We start from the raw sequence: 15,273 nt of genomic DNA on the forward strand, positions 1-15,273 counted from the left end.
ACTGCTTCCAATAATAGAGAAGATAGAGTTGTATTGCAACGATAATCCGCGTTCGGTTTCAACTCTTGTTCGCGCTTCTGACGGATCGACTGATTCCCCTACATAGGCCCAATGCCGCAAGCCCCGGTCCGCAATCGGCCAGGGCTTCATTAGGTTTATTCGATCATGCGGATCCGGATCGAATTGTCAGGAAGAGCTTAGTACGCAGCCCTTAGCGCTGCTACTCTTGTTTCCAATCGGTAATGACCGGTTTATCCGTATACCGGATCGTATACTGTACGGCGGAATACATGCCCATTTCATAGGTTTCTCTAATGACAATATGATCTTTGTCGAATTCCACCTTCACTTTCCCGCCATCCTGCTCGCCGCCAAGCACGACGAATATATATCCCGCGTCCCCATCCGGCACTTTCCACACATTCCCCGTTTTGTCGTAGAGCGAGTCGAAAATCTTCCGGCTCAACTCGGGCGAGAAATACGTTTCGTACTTTTTCACAATTTGGTCCCTCGAGGTCGTTTCCAGCGGTATAGTTTTCACGTATTGATGAACTTCTTTTAAAAAGGCGAAGACTTTCTTCTCGTCCCACGTTGTTAAATCGATTTCCGTGCGGTTCTGCCCACAGCCTGTCAGAAAGGTAACCAAAACCAATACGACAGCCATCAAGCGCTTGTTCACATCCCATGCCTCCCTTGTTTACTTGAATTCGAGATGTTTCATTGTTTACTTCCAGTATAAAGGACTCGCGTTCGCTTTGGAAAAAAAGCGCATCCTATTCATAAGGCGATTAAAAATTGGACAGAGTGTAACCATGAACCCTATTATTCCTTTTGAACCCGTCCTGTCCGAAAGCGTCCCTCTGGACAGCCGTTGGCTGTTTCAGGTGAAATGGGACGGCGTCCGCATCCTGACGTATCGGGATGGAACGTCGACCCGGTTGTTCAACCGCAAAAAGCATGAGCGGACGCATCAATTCCCTGAGTTGCTGAACCCGGCATGGGTAGCCGCAGATTCGTTTATTTTGGACGGCGAAGTGATCGCTCTTGCCGCAGATGGAAAACCTTCTTTCCACGAGGTAATGCGGCGTGACGGCATTCGCCGACTGGAGCGGGTGCCTCAAGCCCGTCGGCAGGTTGCCATTTCTTATATGATTTTTGATATCCTTTATCTGAACGGACAATGGCTGACGGAATGCCCTTTGGAGGAAAGGCAGCGGCACTTGGCTGAGATCGTCACTCCAAACCGTCATGCGCAGCTGGTCGAATCGCATACGGATGGGGCAGCGTTATTTAAAGCCATTCAACAACAAGGAATGGAGGGCATCGTCGCCAAGGATGGTTCCAGCGCTTATGCCATCGAAGGCAAAGATAAACGCTGGGTCAAGATCAAAAATTACGGCGATATCGTGGCGGTAATCGGCGGATTTACCGTTGGGGACGGCGGCGTGGTCAATGCGGTGCTGGCAGGCTTGTACCATAACGGAGGACTCCTTTTTATAGGCAAGGTCGGGACAGGAAAGCTCACCGGAAACGACTGGAGGACTCTAACGTCCGTAGTCCGAACGATTGAAACGCCGGTTTGTCCGTTCGCCCATCGACATCCGGATATGCGCGGCGCCTATTGGGTCAAGCCGGTATTAACCGCCAAAATCCAGTTTACCGAATGGCGGGTTCATGAAGGGAGAACGCTGCGCCAGCCCAGCATTCAAGCCTTTGTGAGCGTCCCTCCGGAAAGCTGCGTGTTTGAATAAGCGACGGACATTTGCCAACTAACTAAAAAAAGCCTGCAACAAGCTAACGTCGAATCCGATCGACGTCAGCTTGTTAGGCTTTCAACGCGTGCTTGATCGGGATGCCTTTATTTCGCCAGTAGCGAAACCTGCCCCCATATCTCGACTTCCCGGAATCTTTTGCCCAATTCATCGCGGTTGCCGTGCTCAGCCATAGATTCGACGGAAACCCGTCAGGTCAAGACTGACGGTAAATCGGCGCTCCCAACGGTGAACCGCCCGCACCCCCATCGACGCTGATTTCCGCCCCCTGGATAAAGGACGAATCGTCGGAGGCCAGGAATAAAGCGGCTTTCGCTACTTCCTCCGGCTCGCCCAGCCGGTTAAGCGGAATCGAGCGGCCCAGAACGGACTCCAGCTGCGCCATCCCTTCCGCCGTCGTCTGACCCCAGATCGGCGTTCGCGTCGCGCCCGGCACAACCGTGTTCACGCGGATGCCGCGCGGCGACAATTCGGCCGCGAGCACTTTCGCCATGCTGCTGACTGCCCCCTTGCTGGCCGAATAGGCGGAGCGTCCGGGACTGCCCGCATTCGCCAGCACCGAACCGACCAGAATGACCGAAGCGCCGGCTCGAAGATGCGGCAGAGCGGCCTGAACGGTGAAGAAAGGGCCGGTCACGTTCACCTTGAGCACTTCCTCGAAGATGGCAAGCTCCGTCCCGCCGACCGGCGTGGGAGCGACAATGCCCGCATTGGCAAAGACGATATCCAAACCGTCAAACGCCTCCACCGCTGCGGCCACCGCTTTATCCGCACTTGCAGGGTCGGTCGCATCCGCTTGAACGGCCAAGCCGTTCGCGCCCAGCTCCTCCGCCGCCGTCTGTAACGTCGCCGAATTCCGTCCGGTGATGACGACCTTGGCCCCTTCCGCCGCAAACAGCTTAGCCGCGGCAAAACCAATGCCGCTGTTTCCCCCTGTAATCAAAGCCACTTTCCCGTCAAGCTTTCCCATGTAAATCGCTCCTTTTTGTTTAGTTATCGAGAACGATCGTTCTCAAAATAGCAAAAAAATTTAACGATGCTTCAAAACGGATAACGTGGTTTCGATAATTTGGTTTAATTTTTCGTTATCGTCCGTTGTTTTGCCCAACACCCGCAGCCCAGTGAACGCATTGTTCAAGTAAGCCGACAGCATGTCCGCATCAAGCGACGCGTCCAACTCGCCCGAGCGCTGCCCTTCGGTAATGATGCCGCGCAGTAGCTCTTCGAAGCCGTTCAAGCCTTCCTTGACCCAAGCTTGGAATTCCTCGTCGTGCAGGGCGAGCTCCACCGCGGTGTTGATCATCAGGCAGCCTCTGGGCGTCCCGTCTTCCCGCTTGATCGTCATCTGCAGCAGCTTGCGGATTGCGTCTTCGGCCGAACCGCTGTTTTTCACGATGCGCGCCGTCCATTGCTGGATAATGTCGCCGTATCGCTTCAAGGTCTTCATATACAAGGAATGCTTGTCTCCGAAGGTGTCGTACAGGCTCCTTTTGTGAACGCCCATATGAGAAACCAGGTCAGCCATCGATGTCTTCTCATAGCCCTGCTCCCAAAACAAGCGCATCGCTTTAAGCAGCACCGCATCCTCGTCGAACTCCTTGGTTCTGGCCAATCGGGTTCACCTCCTTGTTCCATTTGAATCTTACCATATCGAGAACGGTCGGTAAATAATTATTTTGTATCAATCGTTCTCATAAGCGTTGTTCTGGAATAACCGGTTCCTTCAGAGCTGCGCTCCCGTAAGCCTATTGCGTTATTTGATAAACACTTTGTCGAATAATGAAATTTCGTACGCGCGAAATTAGTTCTTTTGTCTCAATCAAATGGAATAAATTGTTTGGATGTAACGCGATAGCTGCTGTTATGCTTACAATGTCATGATTCGCAATACCTATATCGTCGCGAACATGAATAAACGAGCGAAGAGGAGCACCCGTTATGTCCTTATTCACCTCTCCAAAAGCCAGAATCTCCAAACTGGCTTTACTTCTGAGCCTTTTCCTGGTCGTCCTGTCCCTGGCATTGCCTTCGGCAGAAAACCAGGCTTGGGCAAGACCGGCCCCGCCGCCCGATTTTACGGGTCCCGGCACTTGGGCCAACTACACGGCCCCGTCGATTTCCGACTCCCCACTCTTCATAACTGCAGCGCCCTCGGGACTTTATGTAACCACCAGGACACTCTCGAACGGAAAAGTATTACGAATTTCCGACAGCGCAACTGTGACGGATATTACGTACGGCGCTTTTACGCTTTCGCCTTACGGAATCGCCGTGGATCACAATGAGAATGTATACGTTACTGAAACCGCCAACAATTCGTTGACCCCAAACAACAAAATACGCAAGCTGACTCACGGCACGAACGTATGGTCCGATATTACATACGGCAAGACATTCCTCAATCCGTTCGGTATCGGGGTGGACAGTTCCGGTAACGTATACGTGGCCGATGCCCCCTTTCAGAACGGCAGCGGAAAGATTTACAAGTTGGAGGCCCTGGACCCCGGCCACAATTGGGTAGATATCTCGTATAATTATACGTTCCAAAGGCCGCTCGATATTGCCATAGACAGCAACAATAATGTGTACGTTACCGACGTTAGTCACGTTGGAAGTTCAGGCAAGATTGTACAACTTACGCCGGGCGCAACTACTTGGAGCGAGATCCCTTTTACTTCAAACACCATGGGTGTGCCATACTTCTTAACCGTCGATTCGTACGACAATTTGTATGCCACCCAAGTAACGGACGGTAAAGTGTTCCAATTGAAGTCCGGCTCGTCCGACTGGGTGCAAATAGCCTCGTTGGAAAATACGCCGCTTATGGACATTGCGGTCGACAGCCGCGGTGCGGTCTTTGCTCTGAACAACAGCATGTTTACCAAAAATATCCTTCAATTGAAGGCAGGTCTTCATTACGACGGCAACGACAGCACAGACGGCACCCTGCCGTCTCATGTTTCTCTGCACAATGTCGGGGAGACGGTCACCGTCTTGGGCAACACCGGCGAGCTGGTTAAGACCGGCTTCAAATTCGGCGGCTGGAATACCGCGGCCAATGTAACCGGGACGACTTACGCGCCGGGCGACTCCGTCACCTTGACGCAAAGTCTGAAGCTATTCGCGATTTGGAAGCCGATCGGTACGGTGACTTACGTCGGAAATGGAAGTACGGGCGGAACCGTTCCGGTCGATTCCACGCAGTACGATCCGGGCCAATCCGCTATCGTAGCCGACAATTCGGGCAGTCTGACCCGAACCGGCTATACGTTCGCCGGTTGGAACACATCGCCCATCGGCCTCGGCACGCCTTACTCGCCGGGTAGTGCGCTGCCCCTGACGGGCAATGCGACCCTGTACGCCGTGTGGCTCCCGCTGCCGTCGTATACCGTATCCTACGCAGCCGGTCAGGGCGGTACGATTCAAGGCGTTGCCAGCGAGAACGTCTACGTCGGCAGCAAACCGACATCCGTTCCGACAGCGACGCCAGACTCGGGTTACGTGTTCCTCGGCTGGAGCAGCGACGGAGGAACGACGCTGCTGACTTCGCAGCAGGTGGCCGATACGTCTCCTACCGGCCCTATCGTCTATACGGCCTACTTCCAGCCGCCGGTTTATTTGACGGGTATTACGCTGGACATCGATGCCTACACGCTTGTAGTCGGACAAACGCATCAGACGGTCGCGAACGCGGTCTATTCGGATCGCAGCATCGTTCCTCTTTCGGCGGGCGTTACCTACTCGTCGGATAATCCGGCTGTCGCAGACGTAACTCCGCAAGGGCTGGTTACGGCTCTCGAGCGGGGGCAAACAGTCATTACTGCGACTTACAGGGAAAAGCAAGCTCAGGTTACCGTGACTGTGTCGCCTTTGCCCGCTTCGGGATTGACTGTTACTTCGAGCGATCCGAGCGGAACGGGCTTTGACGGAAATACGACGATTGCCGTAGCCGAGCCCGTCGGAGAGGGGCTTCAACGCCTGTTCTTTAATTTCGGCTCGGGCAGCGTAACGGTGCCTTATGTCGGCGACGCATTGACCGGATATGCCGCTCTGCCGGCAAACGGCCTGCTGCGAGCGGCAAACGGCGATAAAATCGGCGTAGCCGACGTTGATGCGAACGGCAAAGCGATCAAATTCGGCTTTACGGTCGCGAAAGTGGCAGACGAGCCTGTATCGGACGACAATACCGTCGGCGGACCGGGAGGCGGCTCCTCCTCTCCTTCCGGACCAAACGTTCCGTCGCAGCCGCGTGAAGAGAATGTAGACGTTCTCGTCAACGGTAAAGCGGAAAGCGCGGGCAAGGCGACGACAACGGAATCGAACGGCGTCCGGACGACTTCGGTGCTGATCGATCCGAACAAGCTGCAAGCGAAGCTGGATGCGGAAGGCAAGCATGCGGTCGTCACGATTCCGGTTCAGTCGACCTCCAACGTTATCGTCGGAGAACTGAGCGGGCTTACGGTTAAAAATATGGAAACGGCGGATGCGACGCTCGTGCTGCAAACGCCCAAAGGCTCCTACTCGTTGCCGGCTTCGCAAATCGACATCGGCTCGGTATTGGCCAAGCTCGGCGACTCTGTAAAGCTCGAAGATATTAAAGTACGGATTGCGATCGCCGAGACGCCCGCTGCAATGAACAGCGTCATCCAAGAAGCGGCGGACAAATCCGGCTTTACCGTAATGGCGCCGTCCCTAGACTTCGTCGTTACGGTCGAGCTCCAGGGCAAAACGGTGGAACTTAACGACTTCAGCGCCTATGTCGAGCGCACAATCGCTCTTCCGCAGCAAGTCGACCCGAACAAAATTACAACCGGGGTCGTTATCGATCCGGACGGCACCGTTCGGCATGTGCCGACAAAGGTCGTCAACAAGGACGGCAGTTCCTTCGCCGTCATCAACAGCTTGACCAACAGCTCCTACTCGGTTGTCTGGCACCCGCTAGCCTTTGCCGACGTCGAGAAGCATTGGTCCAAGGAAGCCGTGAACGATATGGGCTCGCGTATGGTGGTCAACGGCGTGAGCGACGCGTCGTTCCGTCCCGATGCGAACATCACGCGCGCCGAATTCGCGGCCATCGTCGTACGCGGTCTCGGCTTGAAGCTCGACAAGAAGTCCGCTTCGTTCTCGGACGTAGCCGCCGACGCGTGGTACGCCGGAGCCGTGCAAGCAGCAGCGGCCAACGGCTTGGTCGCCGGATTCGAAGACGGCACCTTCCGCCCGAACGACGCCATTACGCGGGAACAAGCGATGACGATCGTCGCCAAGGCGATGAAGCGTACCGGCCTCGCCGACAAGATCGGCCCAGTCAACCCGGCTTCGACGCTCGCGGCATTCGCCGACGGCGCGTCTTCCGCCGATTGGGCGAAAGACGGCATCGCCGGTGCGGTGAAGGCGGGACTCGTGTCCGGACGCGACAACGGTATGCTGTCGCCAAAAGCTTCCGTCACCCGCGCCGAAGTGGCGACGCTTATCCAGCGTCTGCTGCAAAAATCCGGATTGATCTGAAAAAAGCCGTAATCTGAAGAAAGAACGCCGGATCGCCTCCTCTTGGGGCGGTCGGGCGTTTTGTTCGCGAAGGCGTTGTTTTCGGGCGCGCCTCAGCGTGACAAAGCCCGAATGTCCTTGACCATCTGCTTATACGGCGTCTCCTGCCCGTCGTAGCGCGAGACAACCGTACCCGTTTGGTCGATCAAATAAAACGAGGTGCCGTGAATGACCTGATCGGATTCGCCATCCTTTTGGACCGCGGCTTTGAAGCTGCTGCGCGAAAAGCTTTGGATTTCCGGGAACGAATAGCCCGTCAAGCCGCGCCAGTTCGACCAATCCTCGGTAAACTTGCCGATATACGTCTTCAAGGCGTCCGGCGTGTCATTCTCCGGATCGACGGAAAACGATACGAGCTGGGCTTGAACGCCGGCTTGTTTCAGCTCGCTCTGCAGCTTGGCCATATTGGCCGTCAACGTCGGACACACCGTCGTGCAATGCGTGAAGATGAAATCGGCCACCCACACTTTCCCCTTCAAATCATCGAGCGCATAGGGCTGTCCGGTCTGATCGGTAAACCGGAACGGCTCCACCGTGTAATTCAATTGGCTCGGTTTGCCGCCTCCGCCGCATGCGACAAGTCCAAGCGCGCATGCCAGCAGCAGCGCTGCGGCCATCCATCTTCGTCTATACTTCATTGCCATTCATCCTTTCTGTGCCTGTCAGCCGCGTGGCTTGGCGCGCTCAATGGTACGTGCTCTTGTCGGGGTCGGCTTCCGCCTTGGCGATGTCTTCCGCCGATACTTGCCCTACGACCAGTTGACGGCGCGGCATGCTGTGCATATTCCAACCGTTGGCGTGCGCGACGACGTAGTAGATGCCGTCGGAGGGGAACGTCGTCTCCACGGCGTATACGCCGTCGCCTTGATGCTTGCCCGCGATCGTCCGGTGCTTCGTCTCCCCGCGTTTCCACAATTCGAAATCGACCTTTTTGGCATCGTCGACCGCTTCCCCCGCCTGCGTAATTCGCGCTTCGACCTTAACCGGCTTTCCCGACGTCAGCGTCTCGGGAACCGTCCGGATCATCACCTGGATAATTTCCGCCACCCCGTCGCCGTCTACAGCGCCGGAAGGAGCGGAAGCGCATCCCCCCAAAGCGGCTATACCGACAGCCGCCAGCAGCACGAGCGCCGCCGCGCCCCTTTGCATCTTCTTCAACTCGGCACGTCCTTTCTAAATGTCATTGAACCATCTCCCGCCTCTAAAGCGTTAAAGCGATATGACGCTTACATCAGCAGACAATTGTGTTGCAGCGTCCCGCTTTGCCGGAGGCTATTTGATTGTAGCAATACGGTCGGGGCAGACGGATGACTACTAAGTGCTAGAGATGTTACCGATTGATGAACGATGGGGAAAAACAAGGGGATCGCGGAAGCCGTAACGGGTGCAACGAACAGAAAAAAGACGACTCTGCGCCGCCGCGCAAAACCGCCTCGTCATTGCTCATCCATTCATAAACCGTCTGTCGGCAAAATGCATTTCCTCATTCCGGCGCTCTGCCGCCGTAGTGATCGGACAACGTTTGCAGAAACCTTAGAATAGCGCTCAGCTCCGTCTCCGAGAAGCTGCCCATAAGCTGCAACAACCGCTGTTTCTCCCGCTCGTGCAGCTTTTCGTGCAGTTCGAACACGCGCTTGCCTTTGGCCGCCAAGCTGAAAAATACTTCCTTCCGGTTATCGTTCAACTGGCTCCGCTTGATGTATCCGTCCTCCAGCAGCTTGGCGCTGATTTTGGTAATGCTCGCCTTCGACAAGCTCAGTTTCTCCGCAATGGTCGTATTGTTAATCGGTTCATAGCGGCCGATACAGTCCACGACGTGCACGCTGGTCAAATTTTTCGGAACGGTCGACAGCCCCAGCTCTTGCGCTAGCCGGGTAAACTGGTCCCGCTCCATCTCGAACGTTTGTTCGCTCAGATGCGCAAAATGGACAACCTGCGCTTGAACGAGCCGCCGAAGCATGTCAACGGAATTAGTCATTTCATACCCCTTGTTTATCTTTCAAGAATCTTGAAACCATTTTAGCACAAACCTCTTCCGATTCCGAGTTACATACGTCGATGCCAGCCACAGCCCGAGCTCTTCCTGATTCCGAACCGGCAGCGGCTCCGCGAGACGGGCTACCTTGGAGAAGCTGCCTCCGGACATCGACGCATGACGCGGGCGGCATCATCTGCGCCCCTGGCCTTACTTTTCGCTCAAGGCGATTTTGAGTCCGATCGCCGCGAGCAGCGTGCCTTGAATGTAATTCAGCCTTCTGGAGATCGCCGGGCTTTTGGTCAACAGACCGCGCACTTTTTCCGAAAAATAACTGATGGCCGCAAAAATGACCATAGCCTGGACGATAAACACCATCCCGAGGACAAGCATCTGAACGGGCACGCGGCCGGCGGCGTGATCGACAAACTGAGGCAATAATGCCAGGAAAAACAACGATACCTTCGGGTTCAAAACGTTCATCAGGATGCCTTTTCTATACAAAGCGCGAACCTGCAGCGGCTGCTGGCCGTTCAAGACTAGTCCGGACTCCTTGTCCCGAAACGATTTCCACGCCAAAAACAACAAGTAGGCCGCTCCGGCATATTTTACGATTTCAAAAGCGACGGCAGATTGATACACGATTGCGGAAATCCCGAGCGCGGCGGCAGCCACATGCACGATTAACCCCGTGCACAACCCCAATGTCGTGACGATCCCGGCTTTCCTGCCTTGCGAGATGCTCTGCGCCAGTACGAACAAATTGTCCGGGCCCGGCATGACCGTCAACAGAACGGCCACTCCCAGAAAAGAGGCGATGGCGATAAAATCCACTTGTCTCAGCTCCTGTACGAAAGATTTGACGTTTGCTATGATAGATGGTAGAGAACGATAAGGGAGTAAGCGAGATGGACACATTCACACAACTTATAGCCGAGCGACGAACCTATACCGATGCTCCATGCACGCATTCCCACGCCCATGCCCAATTGATTATACCACTTCAGGGCGAACTTTCTATCCGCACCGGGGCGCAAGATTTGCGGATGGATCAGGAAACGTTGTTTTTTGTGCCTCCGGAATGCGAGCATACCTACTATTCCGCGGCGCGCAACGAGTTTCTCGTTCTGGATATTCCGCGCCATATGATGTCTTCGAACGGACTATCCAACGACGGAGTTCCTTATTCATTAAACAAGCAGTGGAAAGGGATTCGCTATCTGATCCTGAATGAAATGGACCGGCCTTCTTTGCACGGCCCCGCTCTGACAGAGCTGTTTCCTTATATCTCGCATTGCCTGCTTCAGGACCGTCTGCCGGCATCGATCCGGTACATCCACGAGCATTATCAGGAGCCGTTGACGGTACAACAGTTGGCCTCGCTGGAGCACTACAACCGTTCTTATTACGCGGACTGGTTTTGGAAGCAGACAGGTAAAACCCCCACCGCCTATATCCAGGAAGTGCGTCTCCGCAAAGCGAAGGAATTGCTCCGTACGACCAGCCTTTCCATTTTGCACATCGCCATTCAAGTCGGTTTGGAGCATCAATCTTCCTTGACGCGTTTGTTTCAAAAATACGAGCACGTTACGCCAAGCGAATACCGCCGGATGCCGTCCTGACGACATCCGGTTAAAAACATATGCCGTTCGGTAAAAACCCGCCTACCTGCAACGGGTACAATTAAGAAAAGAATTTTTTATTTTCTTTTTTGAAGGAGCGGCAAATGGAAACGGTACTGGGCTTGTTTTTTACACTTTTATGGTCGTCTGCGGCAATCGCGACGAAATTCGGCCTGCATTCGGCCACCCCTCTGGCATTGGCGACCTCCCGCTTCCTGCTGGCGGGAGGCTTGCTGCTGACGTATGCGTATGTGTTCAAGAGAACCTATCGATGGCCGCGGGCCAACGAATGGGGACCGCTCGTCGTGTTGGGCGTCTTGAATACGACGCTTTATTTGGGCGCGACCTTCTGGGCATTGAATTATGTATCGGCAGGCTTGTTTAATCTGTTTGTAACCACGAATCCGTTTCTGGTTGCATGCCTGTCTTACGTTTGGCTAAAACGGCGCATTGCGGCCAGAGAGTGGTTGGGGATGGGCGTTGCGGCGATCGGACTGCTCCTAGCCACATGGCCGTCGATCTTGAGCGGCAAAGCGACGATAGGCGGTTTTATCGTATTGGGCGTGGGCATGGCATCCATGGCGATTGGAAGCGTTTATTTCAAAAAGGCGAATATCGGGCTGCCGAGTATCGTGATCAATGCCTGGCAGCTGTCGATCGGCGGCATCGTTACGATCCCGGTTGCCTTTATGCTGGAGAAAGAAACGTTTGTATTTCGGCTGGATTCCTATTTGGCGGGATCGCTGATCTGGCTCGTATTCGTGATTTCGATCGGCACGATGCTGCTTTGGTTTTATTTGCTCCGACGGGATGCGGTAAAAGCCAACAACTGGCTGTTTATGACGCCTATTTTCGGCTATATGCTGGCCGCGCTTTTTCTGGACGAAGCGGTTACCCGGTTTGATCTCGCGGCTACCGTATTCGTTATTACGGGCTTGCTGCTGTCCGGCAATATTGCCTTTCGCCGCACAGACAAGCGATCGAAGCGGCCTTGACGGGCCGCACGGGGCGAGTTATCGGCAGCTTGCCGTCTTCGAATACACGTTATGCGACTATCCGGATACGTCAATGCATATTCTGGGAGAAACATGATACCCGGGATGTGATCCTCATTAACAGGAGCCTCGAAAAACCGAATTTCCTCGTATTTCTCGTCGATGAAGAACGATATCCTCCCGTATACGAGAATGCGGACATTCGCCGGTGGCGCGAACAACATTTAGTGACCCAGCAGCTATTGAGAGCGAACGGACTGGAATTCCACAGGCATTACATCGGCAGCGTCGCTTGCTGTCCCAGCCGGGCTACGCTGATGACCGGGCAATATCCGTCGCTTCACGGCGTTAGCCAAACGAACGGAATCGCCAAGCAAGCGTCCGACTCCGATATGTTTTGGCTGGATCGCAACACCGTCCCTACGATGGGCGATTACTTGCGCGAAGCCGGATACGAGACGTATTACAAAGGAAAATGGCATGTCTCCTATGAAGATATCATCGTGCCGGGCACGCATGAAGGACTCTCCAGCTTTGATCCGGTAACAGGCGTACCCGATGGGAAGCAGGGATTGTACGATCGGGCCGACCGCTTGGAAAATTTCGGCTTTTCCGGCTGGATCGGTCCCGAGCCTCACGGCAAAAACCCGCGCAACTCCGGCTCCTCGGCAGCGATCGGTTTAAGCGGCCGGGATGAAGTCTATGCGGAGGAAGTCGTCGAGCTGATCGAGGCGCTGGACCGCCGACACAACGAAAGCGACAAGAGCTCGCCCTGGCTCCTTGTCGCTTCGTTCGTCAACCCCCACGATATTGTATTGTACGGCGCTTTGACGGCTCAACTGCCGGTATTCCGGTTTCACGTGGACCCGATGCCGGAGGTGTCCCCTCCGCCGACGCTCGATGAGAATTTGCTTACGAAGCCCCGCTGCCAAGCCAGCTATCGGGATATATACCCGAAGGCGCTGCAGCCCATCGTCGACGAGCCGTTTTACCGCAAGCTATATTACCAACTGCAAAAAAACGCCGACCGTCAAATGTACAAAGTGTTTCAAGCTCTTACCCGTTCCTCGTTTTACGAGAATACGATCGTTATTTTTACATCCGATCACGGAGATTTGCTGGGCTCCCATGGCCGTTTGCGCCAAAAATTTTATTGCGCCTACGAGGAGATGCTGCACGTTCCCTTTGTTATCCATAACCCGAAGCTATATTCTCGGCATGAGCATTTCCACTCGCTTACAAGCCATGTAGACGTGCTTCCGACTCTGCTGGGACTGGCCCGTGCGGACACCCCCGAGATACGGCGCCGGCTTCAGAGCCGGTTCAGCGAAGCTCGTCCTTTGGTCGGCCGCAATCTGGCGCCGTTTCTAGGGGAGTCGAGCTTACCTGCGGCGGCGGAGGAGCCGATTTACTTCATGACCGACGACGATGTAACCCGGGGCCAGCATCAAGTAAATCCGTTGGGTGAGCCGTATCCGTCCGTCATTCAACCGAATCACATCGAGACGGTCATCGCTCCCTTGTATCGAAACGGCAAAAAAGAGCTGTGGAAATTTTCCCGTTATTTCGATAACCCCCAGTTTTGGAGCATCCCCGGAGTCAAAGACGAAACCGGCCGTCCTATCGCCGATCGGGCTAACGGACAAAACATTTGCTGGGCGACTCAGGTCAAGACGACACCGGACTTCGACGAATATGAACTCTATGATCTAACCGACGATCCTTTGGAGACGTGCAACCTTGCCCATCCTGCCTATGCCACCCCGTATACGGCAAGCGTGCAGGCCTGGATGATGCAGCTGATGGAGCAGCAGCGCAGCGAAAAGCGTCTGACTCCCGCCAGGCAAGGAATGATCTAACTCGCGTAGCAGGCGTGCCGCCTAGGAATCGAAACCTGCCGCTAGCACATCGTCAAACGTAACGATGCCGACGAGTTTATCATCCGGGGTTAATACGGGAACAGCCAGCAGGCTGTATTTTTTTATGATCTCCAGAACTTCCATCCGGTCCGTTGCCGTTGATACCGATATCACCTTCGTATTCATCTCGTCCCGGATCAAGCTCTCGGCAGGCCTCCTCCTGATCCATGCGCGTCAAGAAAAAATCGGCTTCTTGGTCAGGGAGCAGTCCGAAAAAATCGGCCGCATCGTCGGACGGCAGCTCGTTCAGCATCCGGACGGCATACTCCCGCTCCAGCTCCACGATGATATGCTGCTGGATCCCCGGCTTCAGCTCGCTGAATATGTCCCCGAACTCCTCCGGGGATAGAAAGGCGTACATGCTCAAGCGCCGGTTGTGATCCTGACTGAGGAAAAACTCGGTCTGATCGGTCGGATGCATCGCCAAAAAGTCTTTGCGAAAAGCATCTTTCCTCCCCTCCTTCAACGCTTGCAGCATGTAGTACGTATATTCCTCTTTATACTTGTATTGACGCAGTTTGATCATGACGCAGCCCTCCTTTGCAGCTAATATTACGTTTTTTATAGATGCTCCACTTCCACGCTCAGCACGTGGTCGATTTTTTTGATCGCATAATAAATTTCCGTCGTGTATTGCTTGTCGGGCACCGATAAGGTCAGCTCGATCGATTGACTGTTGTTAGCCAGATCCTTCAGCTTCATGTACCGGATTTTGAATTCCCGCTTGACCGCTTTTTCCCCTTGCCCTTTTCGTTCAATCATCTGGATCAATTCCGTCATCCGATAGTTTGGCTCGACCACGATTTTGACAGCCACATCGCGACGGCTGAGCACTTCCGGACCTACGGCTTTAATCATAAGCGGGATCACGTTAACCGCCGCGATCAGCAGGACGACACCGGTTGCCGCCTCCATGTAAAACCCCGCCCCGATCGCAATGCCGAGAGCGGACGCCGACCAGATTAGCGCCGCCGACGTCAGCCCGGAAATAACCTCGTTGCTTCTCCGGAGAATGACACCCGCCCCGATAAAGCCTACTCCGCTAACAATTTGCGCGGCCAGCCGCATCGGGTCCATATTCGGATGATTCGTCCCTCCGAATTTGCCGAACGCGTGAATCGACACGATGGTAATCAGGCAGCTGGCTACACAGATGACCATGCTGGGCCGCAATCCGAGCTGCTTATGCTTCATTTGTCTATCGATTCCGATCAGCATGCCGAACAGCAAGGCGAGACCGAGCTTCGTTATCATCTCCAGTTCCATCATCATCGCAATCGCTCCTTCGCATAAAATGTTCCTCGGCGTTCCAACCCGACGCCGCTTTTTTCCAAACAAAAAAAGGCTTCCCTGTAAAGAGAGCCTTTGGCTTCATTCCGACAACCGCCGATCCGCAAGTCAAATAAACGCGCCCGAACGCACCCGTCCCCTTAAGCGGGAGCGATG

At 54.5% G+C, this 15,273-nt stretch carries 15 protein-coding genes and 1 pseudogene; 5 read left to right on the forward strand and 11 right to left on the reverse strand.

Annotated features, from left to right (window positions below):
- Positions 1 to 220: 220 nt before the first annotated feature.
- On the reverse strand, positions 221 to 679 hold the full coding sequence (locus ABD796_RS17695; RefSeq protein ID WP_344909925.1) for a hypothetical protein: 459 nt from the start codon (positions 677 to 679) through the stop codon (positions 221 to 223).
- A 133-nt stretch (positions 680 to 812) separates the two neighbouring features.
- On the opposite strand from ABD796_RS17695, the gene ABD796_RS17700 reads away from it, so the two are divergent.
- Complete coding sequence (locus tag ABD796_RS17700) at positions 813 to 1,751, forward strand: ATP-dependent DNA ligase (protein ID WP_344909927.1); 939 nt, start codon at positions 813 to 815, stop codon at positions 1,749 to 1,751.
- 217 nt (positions 1,752 to 1,968) lie between these two features.
- Here the strand turns inward: ABD796_RS17700 and ABD796_RS17705 are convergent, their stop codons facing one another.
- The 3 genes from ABD796_RS17705 to ABD796_RS17715 all read right to left on the reverse strand — a co-directional run bounded on the left by ABD796_RS17705 (position 1,969) and on the right by ABD796_RS17715 (position 3,871).
- Complete coding sequence (locus tag ABD796_RS17705; protein WP_344909929.1) at positions 1,969 to 2,742, reverse strand: SDR family NAD(P)-dependent oxidoreductase; 774 nt, start codon at positions 2,740 to 2,742, stop codon at positions 1,969 to 1,971.
- Between the two features lie 60 nt (positions 2,743 to 2,802).
- A complete protein-coding gene (locus ABD796_RS17710) occupies positions 2,803 to 3,384 on the reverse strand; it encodes a TetR/AcrR family transcriptional regulator (RefSeq protein ID WP_344909931.1) in 582 nt (193 codons plus the stop codon).
- A 133-nt stretch (positions 3,385 to 3,517) separates the two neighbouring features.
- Positions 3,518 to 3,871 (reverse strand): hypothetical protein, encoded by a 354-nt coding sequence (locus ABD796_RS17715; RefSeq protein ID WP_344909933.1) that lies wholly within the window; start codon positions 3,869 to 3,871, stop codon positions 3,518 to 3,520.
- 121 nt (positions 3,872 to 3,992) lie between these two features.
- Between ABD796_RS17715 and ABD796_RS17720 the strand changes: the two genes are divergently transcribed.
- Positions 3,993 to 7,277, forward strand: a complete 3,285-nt coding sequence (locus ABD796_RS17720) for an S-layer homology domain-containing protein (protein ID WP_344909935.1) — start codon at positions 3,993 to 3,995, stop codon at positions 7,275 to 7,277.
- A 92-nt stretch (positions 7,278 to 7,369) separates the two neighbouring features.
- Here ABD796_RS17720 and ABD796_RS17725 read toward each other — a convergent pair whose 3' ends face one another.
- The 4 genes from ABD796_RS17725 to ABD796_RS17740 form a co-directional block, all read right to left on the reverse strand.
- On the reverse strand, positions 7,370 to 7,954 hold the full coding sequence (locus ABD796_RS17725) for an SCO family protein (RefSeq protein ID WP_344909937.1): 585 nt from the start codon (positions 7,952 to 7,954) through the stop codon (positions 7,370 to 7,372).
- A gap of 46 nt (positions 7,955 to 8,000) precedes the next feature.
- Positions 8,001 to 8,465: a FixH family protein gene (locus ABD796_RS17730; RefSeq protein WP_344910307.1), complete on the reverse strand. Its 465-nt coding sequence runs from the start codon at positions 8,463 to 8,465 to the stop codon at positions 8,001 to 8,003.
- A 334-nt stretch (positions 8,466 to 8,799) separates the two neighbouring features.
- On the reverse strand, positions 8,800 to 9,294 hold the full coding sequence (locus ABD796_RS17735) for a MarR family transcriptional regulator (protein ID WP_344909939.1): 495 nt from the start codon (positions 9,292 to 9,294) through the stop codon (positions 8,800 to 8,802).
- Between the two features lie 207 nt (positions 9,295 to 9,501).
- Positions 9,502 to 10,125 (reverse strand): LysE family translocator, encoded by a 624-nt coding sequence (locus ABD796_RS17740; protein ID WP_344909941.1) that lies wholly within the window; start codon positions 10,123 to 10,125, stop codon positions 9,502 to 9,504.
- A 74-nt stretch (positions 10,126 to 10,199) separates the two neighbouring features.
- Here ABD796_RS17740 and ABD796_RS17745 point away from each other — a divergent pair, with 74 nt between their 5' ends.
- The 3 genes from ABD796_RS17745 (at position 10,200) to ABD796_RS17755 (ending at position 13,767) form a co-directional block, all read left to right on the forward strand.
- Positions 10,200 to 10,913 carry a helix-turn-helix transcriptional regulator gene (locus ABD796_RS17745; protein WP_344909943.1) on the forward strand — a complete coding sequence of 238 codons (714 nt, stop codon included), beginning with the start codon at positions 10,200 to 10,202 and terminating at the stop codon, positions 10,911 to 10,913.
- A gap of 104 nt (positions 10,914 to 11,017) precedes the next feature.
- Positions 11,018 to 11,908 (forward strand): DMT family transporter, encoded by an 891-nt coding sequence (locus ABD796_RS17750; protein ID WP_344909945.1) that lies wholly within the window; start codon positions 11,018 to 11,020, stop codon positions 11,906 to 11,908.
- A 107-nt stretch (positions 11,909 to 12,015) separates the two neighbouring features.
- Positions 12,016 to 13,767 carry a sulfatase family protein gene (locus ABD796_RS17755; protein ID WP_344909947.1) on the forward strand — a complete coding sequence of 584 codons (1,752 nt, stop codon included), beginning with the start codon at positions 12,016 to 12,018 and terminating at the stop codon, positions 13,765 to 13,767.
- A gap of 21 nt (positions 13,768 to 13,788) precedes the next feature.
- Here the strand turns inward: ABD796_RS17755 and ABD796_RS35670 are convergent, their stop codons facing one another.
- From ABD796_RS35670 to ABD796_RS17765, 3 genes and pseudogenes are all read right to left on the reverse strand, one after another.
- The gene (locus ABD796_RS35670; protein ID WP_379119651.1) at positions 13,789 to 13,953 is read right to left on the reverse strand and encodes a CBS domain-containing protein; all 165 of its coding nucleotides are present in this window, start codon (positions 13,951 to 13,953) and stop codon (positions 13,789 to 13,791) included.
- Between the two features lie 37 nt (positions 13,954 to 13,990).
- Positions 13,991 to 14,353, reverse strand: a pseudogene (locus tag ABD796_RS17760) (magnesium transporter MgtE N-terminal domain-containing protein); the annotation flags it as partial.
- A gap of 35 nt (positions 14,354 to 14,388) precedes the next feature.
- Entirely contained in the window at positions 14,389 to 15,099 is a 711-nt protein-coding gene (locus ABD796_RS17765) for an MgtC/SapB family protein (protein WP_344909951.1), read from the reverse strand.
- Between the last annotated feature and the right edge of the window lie 174 nt (positions 15,100 to 15,273).

This window comes from Paenibacillus hodogayensis, from assembly GCF_039536325.1.
In the GTDB taxonomy this organism is placed as follows: domain Bacteria; phylum Bacillota; class Bacilli; order Paenibacillales; family NBRC-103111; genus Paenibacillus_AB; species Paenibacillus_AB hodogayensis.

Bases quoted from the DNA above. Each gene is read 5' to 3' on its own strand.
- ABD796_RS17700 (WP_344909927.1), top strand. From the start codon at position 813: ATGAACCCTATTATTCCTTTTGAACCCGTCCTGTCCGAAAGCGTCCCT.
- ABD796_RS17705 (WP_344909929.1), bottom strand. From the start codon at position 2,742: ATGGGAAAGCTTGACGGGAAAGTGGCTTTGATTACAGGGGGAAACAGC.
- ABD796_RS17725 (WP_344909937.1), bottom strand. From the start codon at position 7,954: ATGAAGTATAGACGAAGATGGATGGCCGCAGCGCTGCTGCTGGCATGC.
- ABD796_RS17730 (WP_344910307.1), bottom strand. From the start codon at position 8,465: ATGCAAAGGGGCGCGGCGGCGCTCGTGCTGCTGGCGGCTGTCGGTATA.
- ABD796_RS17735 (WP_344909939.1), bottom strand. From the start codon at position 9,294: ATGACTAATTCCGTTGACATGCTTCGGCGGCTCGTTCAAGCGCAGGTT.
- ABD796_RS17745 (WP_344909943.1), top strand. From the start codon at position 10,200: ATGGACACATTCACACAACTTATAGCCGAGCGACGAACCTATACCGAT.
- ABD796_RS17750 (WP_344909945.1), top strand. From the start codon at position 11,018: ATGGAAACGGTACTGGGCTTGTTTTTTACACTTTTATGGTCGTCTGCG.
- ABD796_RS35670 (WP_379119651.1), bottom strand. From the start codon at position 13,953: ATGAATACGAAGGTGATATCGGTATCAACGGCAACGGACCGGATGGAA.
- ABD796_RS17765 (WP_344909951.1), bottom strand. From the start codon at position 15,099: ATGATGATGGAACTGGAGATGATAACGAAGCTCGGTCTCGCCTTGCTG.